General features: G+C 62.3%; 17 protein-coding genes. 6 read left to right on the top strand and 11 right to left on the bottom strand.

Annotated elements, in window-relative coordinates:
• The 4 genes from C6382_RS07730 to speB all read right to left on the bottom strand — a co-directional run bounded on the left by C6382_RS07730 (nt 1) and on the right by speB (nt 4,238).
• Nucleotides 1-1,470 (bottom strand): cytosine permease, encoded by a 1,470-nt coding sequence (locus C6382_RS07730; protein WP_107023926.1) that lies wholly within the window; start codon nt 1,468-1,470, stop codon nt 1-3.
• Complete coding sequence (locus C6382_RS07725) at nt 1,467-1,646, bottom strand: hypothetical protein (RefSeq protein ID WP_107024083.1); 180 nt, start codon at nt 1,644-1,646, stop codon at nt 1,467-1,469. Before C6382_RS07725 ends, C6382_RS07730 begins: the two co-directional genes overlap by 4 nt.
• 97 nt (nt 1,647-1,743) lie before the next feature.
• The gene (locus tag C6382_RS07720) at nt 1,744-3,252 is read right to left on the bottom strand and encodes an aldehyde dehydrogenase (protein WP_107023925.1); all 1,509 of its coding nucleotides are present in this window, start codon (nt 3,250-3,252) and stop codon (nt 1,744-1,746) included.
• 14 nt (nt 3,253-3,266) lie between these two features.
• Complete coding sequence (speB, locus tag C6382_RS07715; RefSeq protein WP_107023924.1) at nt 3,267-4,238, bottom strand: agmatinase; 972 nt, start codon at nt 4,236-4,238, stop codon at nt 3,267-3,269.
• A gap of 303 nt (nt 4,239-4,541) precedes the next feature.
• Between speB and C6382_RS07710 the strand changes: the two genes are divergently transcribed.
• Entirely contained in the window at nt 4,542-5,453 is a 912-nt protein-coding gene (locus C6382_RS07710) for a LysR family transcriptional regulator (RefSeq protein WP_107023923.1), read from the top strand.
• Nucleotides 5,454-5,573: 120 nt separating this feature from the next.
• On the top strand, nt 5,574-6,212 hold the full coding sequence (locus C6382_RS07705; protein ID WP_107023922.1) for a hypothetical protein: 639 nt from the start codon (nt 5,574-5,576) through the stop codon (nt 6,210-6,212).
• On the opposite strand, the gene C6382_RS07700 is transcribed toward C6382_RS07705, so the two are convergent.
• From C6382_RS07700 to C6382_RS07680, 5 genes are all read right to left on the bottom strand, one after another.
• Complete coding sequence (locus tag C6382_RS07700; RefSeq protein WP_107023921.1) at nt 6,173-7,732, bottom strand: sensor domain-containing diguanylate cyclase; 1,560 nt, start codon at nt 7,730-7,732, stop codon at nt 6,173-6,175. The genes C6382_RS07705 and C6382_RS07700 overlap by 40 nt on opposite strands.
• 148 nt (nt 7,733-7,880) lie before the next feature.
• A complete protein-coding gene (locus C6382_RS07695; protein WP_107023920.1) occupies nt 7,881-10,304 on the bottom strand; it encodes a TonB-dependent receptor in 2,424 nt (807 codons plus the stop codon).
• A 133-nt stretch (nt 10,305-10,437) separates the two neighbouring features.
• Nucleotides 10,438-10,947 (bottom strand): GNAT family N-acetyltransferase, encoded by a 510-nt coding sequence (locus C6382_RS07690; RefSeq protein ID WP_107023919.1) that lies wholly within the window; start codon nt 10,945-10,947, stop codon nt 10,438-10,440.
• 90 nt (nt 10,948-11,037) lie between these two features.
• Nucleotides 11,038-12,213 (bottom strand): PLP-dependent aspartate aminotransferase family protein, encoded by a 1,176-nt coding sequence (locus tag C6382_RS07685; RefSeq protein WP_107023918.1) that lies wholly within the window; start codon nt 12,211-12,213, stop codon nt 11,038-11,040.
• Entirely contained in the window at nt 12,210-13,586 is a 1,377-nt protein-coding gene (locus C6382_RS07680) for a pyridoxal-phosphate dependent enzyme (RefSeq protein ID WP_107023917.1), read from the bottom strand. The genes C6382_RS07685 and C6382_RS07680 overlap by 4 nt, the downstream gene beginning before the upstream one ends.
• A gap of 213 nt (nt 13,587-13,799) precedes the next feature.
• Between C6382_RS07680 and C6382_RS07675 the strand changes: the two genes are divergently transcribed.
• The 4 genes from C6382_RS07675 (at nt 13,800) to C6382_RS07660 (ending at nt 16,445) form a co-directional block, all read left to right on the top strand.
• Nucleotides 13,800-14,129, top strand: coding sequence for a hypothetical protein (locus tag C6382_RS07675; protein WP_107023916.1), 330 nt, complete (start codon nt 13,800-13,802; stop codon nt 14,127-14,129).
• A 15-nt stretch (nt 14,130-14,144) separates the two neighbouring features.
• On the top strand, nt 14,145-14,651 hold the full coding sequence (locus C6382_RS07670) for a GFA family protein (RefSeq protein ID WP_256589039.1): 507 nt from the start codon (nt 14,145-14,147) through the stop codon (nt 14,649-14,651).
• Nucleotides 14,652-14,663: 12 nt separating this feature from the next.
• Nucleotides 14,664-14,996: a YegP family protein gene (locus C6382_RS07665; protein WP_107023915.1), complete on the top strand. Its 333-nt coding sequence runs from the start codon at nt 14,664-14,666 to the stop codon at nt 14,994-14,996.
• Nucleotides 14,997-15,083: 87 nt separating this feature from the next.
• Complete coding sequence (locus C6382_RS07660) at nt 15,084-16,445, top strand: hypothetical protein (protein ID WP_107023914.1); 1,362 nt, start codon at nt 15,084-15,086, stop codon at nt 16,443-16,445.
• A gap of 171 nt (nt 16,446-16,616) precedes the next feature.
• Here the strand turns inward: C6382_RS07660 and C6382_RS07655 are convergent, their stop codons facing one another.
• Both C6382_RS07655 and C6382_RS07650 read right to left on the bottom strand, forming a co-directional pair.
• A complete protein-coding gene (locus C6382_RS07655; RefSeq protein WP_107023913.1) occupies nt 16,617-17,564 on the bottom strand; it encodes a DUF4880 domain-containing protein in 948 nt (315 codons plus the stop codon).
• On the bottom strand, nt 17,561-18,070 hold the full coding sequence (locus tag C6382_RS07650) for a sigma-70 family RNA polymerase sigma factor (protein ID WP_107023912.1): 510 nt from the start codon (nt 18,068-18,070) through the stop codon (nt 17,561-17,563). Before C6382_RS07650 ends, C6382_RS07655 begins: the two co-directional genes overlap by 4 nt.
• Between the last annotated feature and the right edge of the window lie 125 nt (nt 18,071-18,195).

Here is an 18,195-nt window from a genome sequence, read left to right as displayed (position 1 = left end):
TTAGTCCTTTGCGCCGAAGCCTGCGGCCTCGATGTTGCGTTCATTGCCCTTGGAGTAGGCGCCCCAGCCCAGCCGCGTGGCCAGCAGCCGGGTCAGCCCGTAGTGAACCAGCCCGGCCAGCAGGCAGGACGGCAGCGAGGCGGTAGCGAAGGTGAAGAAGCTGGTGTTGGCCAGCGTCTGCGGGTTGAACACCACCACGTAAATCGCGAACCCCGCCACCAGCGCCAACAGGGCGATAGGGTTGAAGCCCTTGCAAAAGCGCACCGGCGATGCGCCTGGCGCGGCATACACATGGCGCAGGTTCACGCGCTGGTGACGCAGGAAGAAGTAATCGGCGATGCCGATACCGGCCAGCGCACTGTTCAACGCCGAGGTCCATACCAGGAAGATGAAGAAGCCGTCGTAGATACCCGGAAAGCACAGCACGATGAGCACCGGAATCACGCAGAACAGCCCGACCAGTGCCCCCCAGCGCACGCTACGCAAGCGCTCCCCGGCCAGTTGGCGCAGGCCGATGACGGCGGTGTAGAGGATGTTGACCATGCCGGTCAGGTTGGCCAGCGCCAGGAAAGCCAACGCCACCACGCCGAATCCCACACCACCGGCCAGGCGCATCCAGGTGGTCGGGTCGCTGCTGCCCAGGGTGGAAGCGGCGAACAGGCTGACGCTTTCGCCCAGCGCGGCGGCGCCGAAAATGCCCACCAGGTTGGGCCAGAAGGCCGTGCGCTGGTTGCTGCACAACCGCGACAGGTTGCCGATGTACGGCCACCAGGAGAAGCCGGCGGCGATATTGATTTCCACGGCGATCATGAAGTTGATGCGCTGATCGGCAAAAGGCGGCTGCAACGGCGGCATGGCCAGCAGCTCGGCGAAGCTGAAACGCTGGGAAATGAAGTACATCAGCGCCAGCATGATCAGGATCAGGCTCGGTGCGATCACCGCACTCAAGCGCCGGATCATGTCCGGGCCACGCATGGCCACCAGCGCTGCGAGGACGATGGCCAGCAACGCGCCCGCCGTCACCAGCCAGCCGTCGCCGTCGGGTTGGCTGTGCTGCACCAGGGTTTCCAGGTTGTCTAGCGCCCGCCCGCACATCAGCCCCAGCACCGCCAGCCAGCCCATGGTCAGCACTACCACCGACAGCACATAGACCAGACGGCTGCCGTTGAGGCCGAACATACTGCGCAGGTAAGTGAACTGCTCAACGCCGTACTTGCCGCACGGCAGGCAAGTGGATGACGCTGCGAGAATCACGCCAATGATGTTACCGATGACGATCGCACTGATGCCTTGCAAAGGCCCGACGAACAGCGCGGTGGCGCCGCCGATCAGAAACACCCAGGTGGCCACCGCCAACGCCGAGTTGGCATAGGCAAAGCCCCAGAAGCCCCACACCCGCTCGTTGGGCAGCAACGGCGTATCGCCCCGTTCGGCGCTCAGGCGAAATTCCTGCTCTCTGGACGAGTTCATGGATGACCTCCCAGCAAGTAAGCCCCGGCAACCATGACCAGCGTCAGCAAGGTCAGCGCGAGAAAATCGCCAGCGCTCAATGCCCCGGGCCAGTCCGCCCTGCTCTCCAGTTCTTCATAGGCGCGTATGCGCCTGTCCAGATCTTGCGCACGTTCTACATCCACTTGGCTGTTCATAAGCATCACCTCGATAGGTTCTTGTTCTTGAAATACGATGCATGTGATAAACCTGCGCCGCCCGCCAACCGTCAGCGACACAGGTCTGCCCTGTTCCTCAGGGCAAGGTGATCCAGACCGCCTTGGTCTCCAGGAAAAACTCCAGTTGTTCGGCGCCCATGTCCTTGCCATAGCCCGACTGTTTGTAGCCACCGAACGGCATGGACGGGTCCAGGGTGCTGTGGGCGTTGACGTAGACCGTGCCAGCACGCAACTGCGGAATCAGGCCGTGGACCCTGCCCAGGTCATTGGAGTAGATCGCCGCCGCCAGGCCGTACACCGAATCGTTGGCCAGGGCCAGCGCCTGCTCCTGGGTGTCGAACGGAGCGGTCACCAGTACCGGGCCAAAAATCTCCTCGCGCACGATACGCATGTCGTTGTTGCAGTCAGCGAAGATCGTCGGTTGTACGAAAAAGCCCTGGCCTTCGACAGGTTCGCCACCGTAGTACAGCTGCGCCCCTTCGGCCTTGCCCAGAGCGATGTAGTCCAGCACCCGCTGCTGTTGCTGACGCGACACCATGGGGCTGATGAAGCAGTCCGGATCCAGGCCCGGGGCGACCTTCAGGGTGGCGGTATACCTGGCCAGCGCCGCGAGGAACTGGGGGTAAATGCTACGCTCGACATAGGCGCGGGTACCAGCATCGCAAACCTGCCCCGAGTTGAAGAACACACCGTTGGCGACCGCCTCGGCCGCCGCCTCGATATCGGCGTCGGCGAACACGATCACCGGCGACTTGCCGCCCAGTTCGAGGGTCAGGCGTTTCATCTGGTCCATCGCCGTCTTGCCCACCGAGCAACCCACCGGGGTGGAGCCGGTAAAGCTCAGCTTGTCGATGCCCGGGTGGCTGGACATCGCCGTGCCGACCACGCTGCCGCGCCCGCTGACGATGTTCAGCACGCCGTCGGGAATGCCCGCCTCCTGGACCAGCTCGGCGAAACGCAGAGCTGAAAGCGAAGTCAGTTCTGCCGGCTTGACCACCACGGTGCAGCCGGTCGCCAGGGCCGCACCGAGCTTCCAGGCCATAGTCTGCAACGGGAAATTCCACGGCACAATGGCGCCGACCACGCCCACCGCTTCCTTGCGGGTGTAGGCCAGGTAATTGCCGGGCAGCGAGGGCTCGACCGTGCGCCCGTGGATCTTGCTGGCCCAGCCAGCGAAGTAGCGCAGCGTATCGACGGTGCCCTGGATATCCACGGCACGCGCCTGGACGACCGACTTGCCCATGTCGATGGACTCGATCTGTGCCAGCTCCTCGGCATTGGCGTCGATCAGGTCGGCCAGACGATGAATCAGGCGCTCGCGTTCCAGCGGCTTGAGCTGGCTCCAGGGGCCGCCATCGAACTGTGCACGCGCGGCACGCACGGCACGGTCCAGGTCTTCAGCGGTGCCCATCGGGATGCGCGTCAGCACGCCCTCGGTGGACGGCTCGATGACCTCGGCACTGGCACCGTCACTGGCCTCAAGCCACGCCCCACCGATAAACATGCGCTGGGGTTTGCAGAGAAAACGCTGGGCGGCCTCGGAAACACCGAAGGCCTGCAGGTAGGCTTTTACCTTGTTGTCCACTGGGATTCTCCGGATCAGCGAGCGTTGGCGCGCGCGTGGAAGATGAAGCCGATGCTGTTCATCAGCAGTTGCGCGGCGAGGATCGAGGTGACACCGGCCGGGTCGTAGGCCGGCGCCACTTCCACCAGGTCCATGCCGACGATCCGGCCCTGGCTGCGCCGGGCCAATGCCTGGATGATTTCCAGCACTTCGTAGTAGTAGAAACCGCCGTGGCTCGGTGTTCCCGTGCCCGGAGCAATGGACGGGTCGAAACCGTCGATGTCGATGGTGATGTAGTAGTCGCGGCCCTCGGGGATTTTCGCCATCACCCCCTCGCAGCCCAGACGCCGCACGTCGCGCACCGAGAGTATCTGTGACCCGGCTTCGCGGGCGGCATCGTAGTCGTCACGGTTGGAGGAAGACACGTTGCGGATGCCCATCTGGGTCATGCCGACGATATGGTCCAGCTCCGAGGCGCGGCGCAGCGGGCTGCCGTGGCCGTAACGCACGCCGTGGCGCTCATCGACGAAGTCCAGGTGCGCATCGAAATGCACGATATGGATCGGCCCGTGCCCTTCGAAAGCCTTGATCACCGGGGCGTGGATCGAGTGGTCACCGCCCAACACCACCGGCATGGCGCCTGCGGCGAGGATCTGGCGCACGGCCGATTCGATGTTGGCGTTACTGGTTTGCATGTCGGTATGAACGATATCGGCATCGCCGACATCGACCATGCGCAGCTGGTCATCGGTCAGGTAGGTGGCGTCATCTTCAAAGTCGTAGGCGCCGGCATGGCCGAAGGAGAACAGCGTCGATGCCTCGCGGATGCCACGGGGTCCGAAACGTGCTCCAGAGCGCCATTGGGTGCCCATGTCGTTGGGCGCGCCAAGGATCGCCACGTCGGCATCGATGGCATCCCAGTCGGTGCAAATAGGCGACTTGGCGAAGGTGCAATGGCCCACGAAGGGCAGGTTCAGACGGCCGGATTCATAACCGTGCTTTGCCATGTTCGAGTTTCTCCACGTTATTGTTCTGGTCAGGAGACGGGGCGACTGCTCGACCACCGTTGCAGCCACTATGGCGGCAGGCCGGTCAAGGAAAAATGCTCAAGTGCAGATGCATACATCGTCTAACCTGAAGTATCCGTACGGATGTCAGTTGCCAGAAAAACACCGCCACTGCAGCCCAGCGTATTTTCAGACGCCAGGCATTGCGGTCGACACATGCACATGGTTAGCTTGGAAAAAAAAACAACAACGCCGTGCGTTCATATCAGCCGCCACGATGTGACGCCCGGCCGGGAGGCCAGGGTGATTCAGCTCCACGATGTCGACCTGAAACTGCTCAGGGTTTTCACCACCATTGTCAGGTGCGGTGGCTTTTCCGCCGCGCAAGCCGCACTCAATGCCGGCCAGTCGACGATCAGCGAGCAGATGACGCACCTGGAAACCCGCCTGGGGGTCAAGCTCTGCCAGCGCGGGCGCAGTGGCTTTCGCCTCACCGAGCAAGGCGTAGCGATCCATGAGGCCACCCTGCGTCTGCTCAGCGCGGTGGAGAGCTTCTGCCTGGACGCCGACGTGCTCAAACAGCACATCAGCGGCAAGCTCAACCTGGGCATCATCGACTCCACCCTGACCGATCCCGACTCGCCGCTGCCGCGTACCACCCAGCGTTTTGTCTCGCGCGGTCACGACGCCCATCTGCACATCTACATCGGCGCCCCCGCAGAGCTGGAGGAACGTGTCCTGGATGGTCGCCTGCACCTGGCCATCGGTCACTTTCCCCTGCGGGTACCGGGGCTGTCCTACCTGCCGCTCTACAACGAAGCCCTGGGACTCTACTGTGGGCGCCGCCATCCGCTGTTTGCCAGCAAGGCGTCGAACGGTCGTCTGCTCGAGGACGTTCGCGCCTGCCGTATCGTTGTGCGCGGTTACATGAATGAGTACGACCTGGAGCAACTGGGCATGACCAAGGCCGCTGCCACCGTCGAGAACATCGAGGCGGCGGCGATCCTGATCATTTCCGGCGCCTACATCGGCTTCCTGCCGGTGCACTTCGCCGAGCAGTGGGTAAAGACCGGCGAGATGCGCCGCCTGGGTGCCAGCGCGCTGGACCTGACCTCGCCGTTCGATGTCGTTACCCGTCGCGGGGTATCACCGCCACCGATCCTGCACGCCTTCCTCGAAGACCTCGCCGCCTGCATGCCCCAGCAACTGCCTTGACCGCCCCCTGCTCCCACTCATAGCCGCACTCTTGCCAACTGATAGTAAAAAACGCTTGTACGAACCCCTGGCGGGAGGAAGATGGTGTGATCAGCGACCTGCACGAACAAGGCCCGGATCATGAACACTCGCCCGCGCTGCACTGCCTTCCATGAAGCAGGCCACGTTCTGGCCTTCTGGTGGAATGGCCAGCGCATCAAGCGAGTGACCGTACGCACCCGCGCCGAAGCACTGATCGGCCCGATGGTGGATCTGCGTGGCAACCTGCAGGCGGTCAAGGGCCTGGTAGAAGCCGACTACCTGGTGCCGCTCCCTGCCTTCGAGCCGCCCGGCATCGCTGAACACCTGCCTTCGATGATCAGCGCCATTGAGCGCGACCTGGTGGATTGCTTCGCAGGCCCTATGGCCGAAGCGATCTACAGACACTGCCCAGTCGACAGGTGCCTGCAGCGTAGTGGTGCCGGCGACCGTCAGCGCGGCATGGAGTTGATCCGCCTGCTTCCAGCGCGCATGGTACTCGAGGCCGAGCCTCTGGCCATTGCCCGTGCCAGCTGCCTGGTACATAGATACTGGGCGGTGGTCAGCGCTGTTGCGCAGTATCTGCATGCCCAGGGCACGGTCAATGGAGAGGACATCAGCGCGCTGCTGTGCCAGCTCTCCGGCGAGTCACCGACACCGCTGGGCAACCTCCTGAGCGACCTCGACACACGACACAATCGTCATGCTACGACCCGATTACGGCCTGTCTGCTTGGCGTGATAAAGGTGCTCGTCGGCGCGTTTGAGGATGGATTCAGGCGTCGGTGTTTCATCATTACGGCAGGCAACCCCAATGGAAATGGTCAGTGGCCCGGACGGTGCTATCTGGGTCGTGGCAATGGTCTGGCGGATACGCTCGGCAATGTCACGGGCTGCCTGCAAGTCGGTTTCAGGCAGTATCAGCGCAAACTCCTCACCGCCAGCCCTGAAGGCCAGATCGTCTTCCCGGGAATCCTGCGCGATGATCGCTGCCACCTGTTTGAGGGTTTCGTCGCCGACATCATGGCCGAAGGTGTCGTTGACCCGCTTGAAATGATCGATATCCAGCGCCAGCACCGCGTACTCACGCTGCGCCAGGGTCAGTGCCTCCAGCGCCGCCGACATGGCGCGGCGGTTGGCCAGGCCGGTCAAGGGGTCACTCTGTGCTTGATGGCTGAGATGCCCGAGTTTCTGCTGCAATAGCTGCACCCCGGCCAGCAGCGCCCGGCGGATGGCCGCCGCCTCCGCGTACCAGCCATTGATGGCTTGCAACTGCTCAGAGGCCTGCGGTGCCGACAGTTGTTTCGCGCTGTGTGCCAGTTGCCGCAAAGGCCGGGAAATAAGCAGGGTTGCCACCCAGATCACCAGCAGCCCTACCAGACCGGCTGGAATGACTTTGATAAACATGTCACGCAACAGTTGCGCCAATGGAGCCAGCGCTTGCTCACGAGGCTGTTGCGCGACCACCGCCCAGTTGGCGTCGGGCACCTGCGCGTAGCCTGCGAGCATGGGAATGCCCTGGTAGTTGATAGCCTCCATCGAACCGTGCTCGCCGCGTAGCGCCGCATCGAGCGTTGCGCTGGTGGTCAGCACTTCACCGGTCCTGCGGTGGTCAGAGTGGTACAACAGGCGCCGGTTCTCATCGGCGACGAAGGCAAAGGTACCGTCCTGGTGATAGTGACTACCGATCAGGGTGTGCAATATGCCTTGCTTGCGGATATAGATCGATGCGCCAATGATGCCGAGAAACTGCCCTGACGGGCTGAACACCGGTTGCGAGATGAATACGATCAGGTTGTCGGCCGCATTCACGTAGGCATGGCTGACCAGCGGGCGCCGCTCCTTCAGCGCTTGCTGGACGTCTTCGGTGGTCAACGTAGTACCGATGATCTGCGCTTTGTCCGGGTAGATCTGCAGGACCTTGCCGCTGGCATCGACAATCAGCACGGCATTGAAGGCTTTGTCTTCGGCCTGCAGGTGCACGGCTTCTTCCCTGAGCAACTGCAGGTCATTGAAGTTGCGGCCCAACAACCGGCTACTGTAGCTCAGGCGGCTATGCGCGGAGTCCAGGAACTGGCCAATACTGGAGGCAACCTTGGAGGTATAGGCTTGGTTGGCCTGCAGCGCCGAATGCACAAGCGCATCGCGTTGCACGCCGTAGGCCACCCATAAGCTGTTACACAGCGTGGCGATGACCGTCAACAGCACGAGCACCAGAATCAGGCCGCGCAGGCCGATGGATAAAGGACGCAACTTGCTCATGAACCCTGCCGTCTGATTTCTTCCCTGCGCTGGAGCGGTGCTGCCCCGCAGTCGTCTGACACTTCAACATAGCCTGGGCGGTGTGCAATACCGCCCTTTGCATCTGTAGCGTAGCCGCTTTTGCCCAGCGCCTGGGCTGAACCTGCGGTCAGAAACCCACGCTGGCAGATAGCAGGTAGGTCCTGGGGGTAGACAACGTCAGCCCGGCTTCGCTGTCATCGGAGGCGCCCGCCGAAGCCCAGTAGCGCTCATCCAGCAGATTCTCGACGCTGGCGCGCAGGGTGATGTCCTTGCCGTCGACCTTGAAGGCATAGCGGGCACCGGCATCGAAGCGCTCCCAGCCGTCGATCTGCTTGCTGTTGCCCTGATCCAGGTACTGCGAGCTGGAATGGATGCCGCGGACCGTCAGGGTCAATCCCGACAGGGTCGGCACGTCCCACTCGGCCCCCAGGTTGACGTTGTACTCGGGCGTTGCCGGGGCGCGGTTGCCGTCGAAGGTGCCGCCATTGGTGCCAGTCAGTTGACTGTCGATGAACATCACCCCACCCAGCAGGCGAAAGCCCTTGAGCGGTTCACCGAACACACTCAGCTCGACGCCTTTGTTCTCGCGCTTGCCGTTGGGGCCGAAGACCCGGGTAGTGGCGTTAGTCTCGTAGGCCGGCTGACGGATCCGGAAGGCGCTGGCAGTCAGGGCAAAGTTGCCCAGGTCATACTTGGCACCGACTTCCACCTGGCGGCTGATGAACGGCGCAAAGATCTGGTCTTCGTTGATCGCGGTCGAAGGCGCGACCTTGCCCTGGCTCAGGCCTTCCATGTAGTTGGCATAAAGGGACAGCTGATCAGTGACCTTGTACAGAACCCCGCCCGACGGCGAGACCTTCTCTTCGTCATAAGCCGTAGCGCCTTTGACATTGTTGCTCCAGTCGTCGACCTGGACCCGCTGCCAGCGCGCGCCGAGGGTCAGCAGCACACGGTCATCGAAGAACCCGAGGGTGTCGGCCAACGCCACGCCAGTGAAGCGGTTCTCGGTGTACACCTTGGCGTCCTGGCGCGTGGGGGTGCCGGGCGTAGGTGTCGGCCGCGGGTCGTAGAGGTTGCTTGGCGCCGATGCATACCGGGCACCGCCGTTCTCGAAATCCATATAGAAGTAGCTGGCGGCCAGGTTCACTTCGTGGCTCACGGGACCGGTATGGAACCAGTTGCGCAGGCCGGCGGTGGCGGTCTTGACGTTTTCATCGCGGGTGAAATCCCGTGGCTGGACGCTGAAGTTACCGGCATCGTTGGAGACCGGCACGTTGTGCCGGAGGAAGTCGTGGTCGCTTTTGCGCGCACCGACTGCTGCGTAGGCCATCAGCGAATCGCTGATGTCGTATTCGCCATTGAGGGTACCAAAGGTGTCGTTGGTACGGGCCTTGCTCCAGGCCTGGGCATAATTGCGCCGCACATCATCGGCGTCCGGCACCTTGGCATTGGCACCGACGATCACGCGCTCCTGCGGTGCATCGGTGTCGCGCTCGGTGTGGCCGAGATCCGCCGACAGCCGCAGTCGCTCACCGCGAAAGTCCAGACCCAATACAGCCATCTCACGTTCGACGCGCTGATGGTCCCACTCGGTGTCACCGCCCTGCTTGACGCCGTTGAAGCGCAGGCCGAACTGGTTCTGGTCACCGAATCGACGGCCAGTATCTACCGCACCACCCACCTGGCTGTCCGACACGTAGCTGCCGGTGAACTCGGTGAGCGGCTTGTCAGCCGCACGCTTGGCCACCACGTTGATGCCGCCGCCGACACTGCCTCGCGGCGAGATCCCGTTGATCAGCTGGCTGGGGCCTTTGATGATGTCGACGCGATCGGCCATTTCCATGTCGATCGAGTAGGTCGGCAGCACGCCGTACAGACCGTTGTAGGAAACATCGCTGTTAAACAGGCTGAAACCGCGGATGGTGAACTGTTCGAAACGTCCGCCAGCCGGGTTGGTCGCGCGTACCGAAGGGTCGCTGGCGATCAGGTCGCCGAGGGTCCGCGCCTGCTGGTTCTGCACCGCCTCGCTGGTGTAGGTGGTCATGCTGAACGGTGTTTCCATAAAGTCCCGCGAGCCCAGCAAACCCTGCGAGCCACGGCGGGCGACCTGCCCACCGGGATAACGCTCGCCGTCCAGGTCGGCGCGGGCATGACTGCCGAGGATGCTGGTCGGCGCGATTTCCACAGCAGCCGCCCCCTCAGGCAGCGGCACCAGGGTGTAGGCACCGGCACTGACCGGCTGCAGTTGCAGGCCACTACCCTGCAGCAGCCGGGCGAACCCTTCATCGATGCTGTAGTAGCCCGACAGGCCGGCGCTGCGCCGACCATTGACCAGGCCCGGCTCCACCGAGACACTCACCCCGGCCTGGCCAGCGAAGCGGATCAAGGCCGAACCCAAATCACCGGCAGGCACCTTGTAGCTGCGCTGCTCGCTGCCGGCCACTGCCATCTGCGGCGCCAACGGGCCGAAACCGAGCATCAGGCTCAAACACAAAGTGGAATAAGAAAACGAAGACGCCAGGTGCGTTCGGCGGCGTGTCACTGCGGGCATTGTTGCGCTCTCTTGTGGATTCACTTGCCCTTGATGACAACCGAGCGAAAGAAAGGGGACAGGCTTCAGGCAATTATTTCCAAATGTCTGGACGGCACGTCATTCCCGCTTTCTGCCCCGCGATGAAGCCCTACTAGTGCACCGCGCGTGTGACCAGGTAACTCAGCAGCTCAGGCTCGTCATTTAGTTCAATGGTCCGCACCGGACGTGGCAGGTTGTCCAGCACCGTACGCCAGAAGGCCTGGGCGGTTTCGTCCTGATCATAGAAACGCACCAACCAGTCACTCTCCCCGCTCATCAACACCTGGCTGGCGATCGCGCGGCCGATGCCTTTGCGCCGGTAACGCTTGAGGATGAACAGGTCGGCCAGTTCCAGGGCATTGAGTGCCGCGAACTCGCTGCGCTCGATCAACAGGAAACCAGCGATGAAGCCATCGACCAGAATCAGGTTGGCGCTCCACTGCGGCTCCTGCCAGTAGCGGATCAGGTGCTCTTCGTGGATGTAGAAGCGACCGTCCACTTCCACATCCTCTTGCTCCCAGTCCGAAGACTCATAGGCATAGAACTGATACAGGTTACGGATCAGTTCAGCCTGGTCGGGGGCGGTTTGCAGCAGTTCGACAGTGAAAGGGATCGAAGGCATGGGGATCTCGGTCAATAAACAGGGAGCGCTTTTTTAGCGGGCGCTATTGTTCACAAAACCCCTGACCAATACCAGCAGACAACCGCCCGCTCAGATGCGCGCCAGCGCCTGGGCCAGGTCCGCGCGCAAATCCTCGACGTCTTCCACCCCTACCGACAGGCGCACCAGCGCATCACCAATACCCAGCTGCGCGCGGGTTTCGGCGGGGATGCTGGCGTGGGTCATGATCGCCGGATGCTCGATCAGGCTTTCCACCCCGCCCAGGCTTTCGGCCAGGGCAAAGATGCGCACGCTTTCGAGAAAGCGCCGGGCGCCGGTCAGGTCGCTGTTGAGGTCCAGGGAAATCATCCCGCCGAAACCATGCATCTGCCGCCGTGCCAGACCATGCTGAGGGTGGGAGACCAGCCCGGGATAATAGACCCGCGCCACCTGCGGCTGGCGCTCCAGCCAGTGTGCCAGCTCCAGGGCATTGCTACAGTGGCGCTCCATGCGCAAGGCCAGGGTCTTGACCCCGCGCAAGGTGAGAAAAGCGTCGAACGGCCCGGCAATGGCCCCCACCGCATTCTGCAAAAAGCCCAGGCGCTCAGCCAGTTCGGGGTTCCCGACCACGGCAATCCCGCCAATCACGTCGGAGTGGCCGTTGAGGTACTTGGTGGTCGAGTGCAGGACGATATCGAAACCCAGCTCCAGCGGCCGTTGCACCCAGGGGCTGGCGAAGGTGTTGTCGGCGACACAGAGAATGCCGCGCTGACGACAGATGTCGGCAACGGCGACCAGATCAGTAAGTCTGAGCAAAGGGTTGCTGGGGGTCTCGACCCAGACCATGCTCGTGTCATCCTCCAATGCCGCTTCGAAGGTCTCCAGATCGGTCAGGTCGACAAAGCTGAAACGATGGCCGGCACTCTGCCGACGAACTTTGTCGAACAGACGAAACGTCCCCCCGTAGAGATCATTGCCAGAAACGATGTGCGAGCCAGCGTCGAGCAACTCGAGCACATTGGCAATGGTCGCCAGCCCCGAGGCGAACGCGAAGGCCTGGGTACCGCCCTCAAGATCGGCCACGCAACGCTCCAAGGCCCAGCGCGTGGGATTGTGTGAGCGCCCGTAATCCAGGCCTTTGTGCACGCCGGGGCTCTGCTGGGCGTAGGTGGAGTTGGCATAGATCGGCGGCATCAAGGCCCCGGTGGACGGGTCCGGGGTTTGTCCGGCGTGGATCACGCGGGTGGCGAAGGCGCGTGGCGCGGTGGTTTCGTCGTGCTGGCTCATGGCAAGGACCTGCGCAGGTGGTTGAGCATGTCGACACGGGTAATCAGGCCGTAGAAGCCCGAGGCATCGGCGATGATCGCCACCAACCCACGGTCGAGTTCCGCTTGCAGTGTAGTCAGGCTGGCACTCGGCGGCAGGGTTTGCAGCTTGTCGGTCATGGCGCTGGCAACCGGCAGGCGAAAGTGCGTGGGGTCGGCGTGCATGCCGACGAGAATATCCGACTCGTCGATCACCCCGACCAGCCGCTGGCCGTCTTCAAGCACCGGTAATTGCGAGACATCGGCCAGGCGCATGCGCTGGAAAGCGGTGAGTAAGGTGTCGCCGGGGCCGACGCTGATCACCCGGCCATCTTCGAAGCGCCGGGCGATAAGGTCGCGTAAATCGCCGTAGTGCTTGAACTGCAGCAGGCCCTGGTCGGTCATCCACTGGTCGTTGTAAACCTTCGACAAGTACCGGGTGCCAGTGTCGCAGACAAAGCTGACCACCCGTTTCGGTTCGCTCTGTTCGCGGCAATAGCGTAGCGCCGCAGCCAGCAAGGTGCCGGTCGAGGAGCCGCCGAGAATGCCTTCGGCGCGCAGCAACTGGCGGGCATGGTCGAAGCTGTCCTCATCGCTGATCGAGTAGGCCTGGCGCACGCTGGACAGGTCGGCAATCGAGGGAATGAAATCCTCACCAATGCCCTCCACGGCCCAGGAGCCGGGGGTGCCCAGGGCGCCGCTGCGGCTGTACTCGGCCACCACCGAGCCGACCGGATCGGCCAGCACCATGGCCAGATCCGGCTGCACCCGGCGAAAGAACCGGGTCAGGCCGGTCAAGGTGCCCGCCGAGCCGACACCGACGACGATGGCATCCACATCATGGTGCATCTGCGCCCAGATCTCCGGTGCCGTGCTGCACTCATGTGCCAGGGGGTTGGCCGGGTTATTGAACTGATCGGCGAAGAACGCATCGGGGATCTCCGTGGTCAGCCGCGCCGCCACGTCCTGGTAATACTCCGGATGCCCCTTGCCGACGTCGGAGCGGGTGATGTGCACCTCGGCGCCCATGGCCTTGAGGTGCAGGACCTTCTCGGTGGACATCTTGTCCGGCACCACCAGCACTACCCGATAGCCCTTGGCCCGGCCGACCAGGGCCAGCCCCAGGCCGGTATTGCCCGCAGTGGCTTCGACGATGGTGCCACCGGGACGCAGCCGGCCATCGCGCTCGGCCGCATCGATCATGGCCAGGCCGATACGGTCCTTGATCGAACCGCCGGGGTTCTGTGATTCAAGCTTGAGAAACAAGGTACAGGGGCCGGTATCGAAGCGGCTGACGCGGACCAGAGGTGTGTTGCCGATCAGTTCGAGTACGGCTGGGCGGGAGTCGTTGGGCATGGTGGCACCTCGCAGCGGGAAGCGGCCTGCGCCAGGTCAGCGCATCCGTCCCGGACAATGCTTCGGTTCGACCATAGGCCCGCTTGACGCCCACCGCAACCTCACCTGACAAGGCACCCCGAAGCCACGGCAATAATTAAGGCAATCTGCTGGCCCCCCGCCACCGCCTTCGTTGGCAAACTTGCTTTCCTTTCAACAGCTTAGGTTGACACTATGCGGGCTTATGGATTGACCCTTGCAACGTTTTTTCTCGCCGCTTTCGCCCTTGGCGCACAGGCCAAAGCGCTAGGCAAGAATGATCGCTATGTGTGCAGTTGGGGATCGGATATAGCCGCCGGCGCACAGCAGTCCAAGCTGTCTGGCGTAACCTTGTACTCGGCGCGCAAAAAGCTGCAGGTACGCAAATTCCCTAAACCGTGGATGCGTATGACCGCCATGGGCATTACCGAGCAAACCTATAACAGCCAGTCGCGGCTCAAGCCGGCAGCGATCAAACAGACTTACTACGAGCAGTGTGTCCAGCATGCGGTCGCGCAGCGCTAGCGAATTAGCGCGTGTATGATCTTCAACCTTTGGCCCTGGGCGCATCAACGGATGAATAGCACATCGGCGTATCACGGCAGCTGCCTATGCGGCGCCGTCACTTTCCATATTGACGGGCCAATCAAGGCCGTTACCCATTGCCATTGCAGCCAATGCCGCAAGGCTCATGGCGCAGCCTTTGCCAGCTATGGCAGCGTGCCTGGTACCCGCTTGACGGTCTGCGACGCTGATCAGGCGATACGCGTATTCAAGTCCTCGCCCAGTGTCAGTCGCAGTTTCTGTTCAAACTGTGGCGCGAACCTGTTCTGGCGCGATGCGGCGGGCACATTTGCCGATTGGGTCAGTATCGCGCTGGGAACGCTGGACACGCCGTTCGAGCCTGTCCGGCACAAGCATGTCCATGTGCAGTCAGGATTGTCCTGGGTGGACGCCCCCACGATTGGACAAGCGCACAAAGCCCACCATACTGACGTGTCACTGCAAGCGAGCACGCAAGCAGCGCACCCAGGCTTATCTGCGTAACAAGGAGTTCCTATGGCAGGATGGTTTGAGTTGAGTAACAGCAGTGACGGTCAGTTTCGCTTTGTTCTCAAGGCGGGCAATGGCGAAGTCATTCTTACCAGTGAGTTGTACAAGACCAAGGCCTCGGCCGAAAGTGGTATTGCCTCGGTCCAGACCAACAGCGGCACGGATGAGCGCTACGAGAAGAAAGAGGCCAGTAATGGCAAATTTCATTTCAACCTCAAAGCCGCCAACCACCAGATCATCGGCAGCAGCCAGATGTACGCCACTGCGCAATCGCGTGATGCGGGCATCGCTTCGGTGAAAACCAACGGCAGCAGCAAGACGATCAAGGACAACACTTAATCGCGAGGCTCTCCTGGCGTGCGCCGGGCGCTGTGGTCTTTGACGCTACACTCAAGACTGCGCCCAGCCACCCAGGCAATCGCAATCATGAGCCTCATGCGCATCGCGCTCTTACCGTTACTGCTGACATTCAGGCTGCCTGCCCTCGCCTACGAATCCGACTTTCATTTCGGTCTGACCTACTGGCTTGCGATTCAGGCCGGCTTTGATCATCAACAGAGCCACGACATCGCCCGCGGTGATGAACTCACCGATACTGGCTTGCTCGACGCTAAACACGCGATCATCTGGCAGCTGTGCATCAAGCGCCAGGAAGACGCCAGCAAGCTCACCCGCTACCTTCACTTTCGCGCACAGAATCCACCGCCCGCATTACCGGCCGCTCGACCGGTGGATAACACCGAGGTATTTGCCCAGGGGCAGATCAACAGTGTGCTCGCCGAGCCGGGTCACGGCCCGCAAGCGCATCTGCTCAAGTTCGGCCAGGCCCTGCATGGCTGGCAGGATTCCTTTTCTCATCATGGCGTGTCGGACCACCATGCGCCCTGCCCTGAGCAATGGGTCTGGACTCACGCGATTGATCGCGGCGGTGCTTTGCAGCATCAGGCCGACCGTACCTATGTCTACCCCTTTGACTGCCGTGAGGCGGCAAAAACGAGCTACGGCTATCTGCACCGCTACCGGCAGTCGATGAGCCTGACCACGACGGCCAAAGACTGGTCGGCGTTGGAGCCACAAGTGTTCGCCTTCTGCCAGCTCAAGACCAGAACTGCCAAGTCTCAATGGTTAGAAACCCACAATGTGCCGCAGGCCCGAGCGATTGCCGGTAACACCAGCCTGTCCGATGGTGATCAACGCTTCTGGGGTAGTCCCGCCATCGACTTGCGCCCGGCGCCTGCAAAGGTCACAGCGGCGATGCCTGCTGTGCCTGACTACGAACGACAAACCACCGGCTGGCGCCTGGATACCGAAGCCGATGCCCTGTTGCAATCGACACTGGAGAGTCTTGCGGTCAAGTCGTCACCACAGGCCAGGCAGTGGGCCAATGCATTCCTGCAGACCTGGCTGACCAGCCCGCCAGAGCAACTGCCTCAGACTTTGGCGCCGTTTTTTGGCGGCCGTCCGATGACGCTCGAAGATCAACCCATCGACAGGCTGTTGCGCCTGCGAATGACCGATCGCGGCCTGGCCGACGACGCTGAGTTTCCTCCGGGAAAATTCGTTGGCGATGCGCAGGGTTTTGTCACCGCTGATGAGCAAACCTGGCGCTCATTGCTGGTACCGCCGCGGGCACAGGAACTACCTGCGCTGGTGGGCAACGGCCAGAACGATGAGCTGTTCCTGATCGCAGTGCTCAGAAGCGCACCCAATGCGGTATTGATCCTCAAGGCCAGGTCCGTGGAGCAGGGCTATGCCGTCGAAGGCCTGGTGGTTCAGGTATTTCATTGAGTCTTGCGCTCAGCCGTGCCGACGATTACCGTTTGCCCAAGGCCAGGCCTATAGTCGCAGCCGGCATCATCCACGTCGCCCGCCCGCGCAAAGGGCTAAGCCCAGGACGGTACTCCAGGAATGCTCACTACGACTCCCGGCCTGGCAGTGGGCGAGCAGGTATTGGAGCCTTCACACCGACGCTTGCCGTGGAACCAATGTGACCCAGTAGCGGCTACGCGATTGCACGGTCAGCGGCAGGCTGGCGGCCAGCAAGGCCAGAATCCGGTCCGTGTCGTTCAACTGGAAGGTACCGGTGACCTTCAGCGACTCCAACCCCGGTTCCCAGCGCAGGATGCCCGGACGATAGCGGGCGACTTCACGCAGGAACAGACCCAAGGGCTGGTTGTCGACACTCAACACGCCGTCACGCCAGTCAGGCATATGCGGATCGAAGCGCCCCATGGCGCCGCTGCCATCAGCGTACAGGGTCAGTTGGTCGCCATAATGCAGCGCCAGTTCCCCGCCCTGCCCCGGCTGCACCTGCACCGTGCCATGCAGCACCGAAATCTGGCAGCTGTCAGCGTCGCGGCGTAGACAGATCTGCGCCTGGCCCGTGCTCACCCGGCCCAAGCCGAAGCTGACGTCAATCGGCTGCGCGCGATTGACGCTGAGGGCAATCTCGCCTTCGATCAGGGTCAATCGATGCTCAGCCATCTGCAGATCCACCGCAGTGGCGGTGTTCAGCTGTAACAAGCTGCTATCCACCAGACGCACACCGCGCCGCTCACCGACGGCAGTACGCAAGTCTGCGCGCCACACCGCCAGCGGCAACTGCTGGCTCAGCAACCAGCCACCTGGCACCAGTACGGCCAACGCCAGGCCTCGCTTGAGCAAGGCACGGCGATCGACCTGCGCACGGTCCAGGCTGGCCATCGCCAACGCTTGCGGCACCGCCTGAAAGCGTTGACGCAGGCCCTCGGCGCGTTGCCACAGCTGTTCGTGACGCGGATCGGCCGCACGCCAATGATCAAGCCGTTGCAGATCTTCGGCACTGGCCCGCCCTGAGTCGAGTAACGCCAGCCAGACTGCAGCAGTACGGGCCAGCTGCCGCGCCTCGGGGCTATTCGTACGGTTCATAGTTCGGCCAACAGGCAGTGCTCGTAGGCCTGGGCCATGTAGCGTTTTACCGTGCGTTCGCTGACCTGCAGGCGCTCGGCAATTTGCGCATAGCCGAGGCCTTCGAGCTGTGACCAGAGAAAGGCCCGCCGCACCTGCGGCGCCAGGCCGTCAAGCAGTTCATCCAGGGCTTGCAGGGTTTCCAGCAGCAACCAGCGCTGCTCCGGTGACGGTGCCAGGGCTTCGGGCAAGTTGGCTAGCGCCTCAAGGTAGGCTTGTTCGAGACTGCGGCGTTTGTAGAAGTTGACCAGCAGCCGTTTGCCGACGGTCAGCAGGTAGGCGCGTGGCTCCCGCAGCTCTTCGAGCACCTGAGGGCTGGCAAGCACGCGCAGAAAGGTATCCTGACTGAGGTCGGCAGCATCCCAGCGATTGCCCAGGCGTCGGTGCAACCAGCTTTCCAGCCAGGTGCGGTGATCACGGTAAAGACCGTGCAGCGTCTGCTCAGAAAGGATCACCGCTTCGCTCATCTCAACGCACCTGCGAGGGAAAGAATCAAATGAGATTGATTCTAATTAATACCCTGATACAAGCCAAGTGCTGTCATGGGATCTGCTGACTATATTCGCTGCGGTGAAGCAGCGACACCCCCTCG

It is taken from the genome of Pseudomonas sp. BBP2017, assembly GCF_003024385.1.
GTDB lineage: Bacteria > Pseudomonadota > Gammaproteobacteria > Pseudomonadales > Pseudomonadaceae > Aquipseudomonas.
This window is presented reverse-complemented; position numbering and strand designations above follow the sequence as displayed.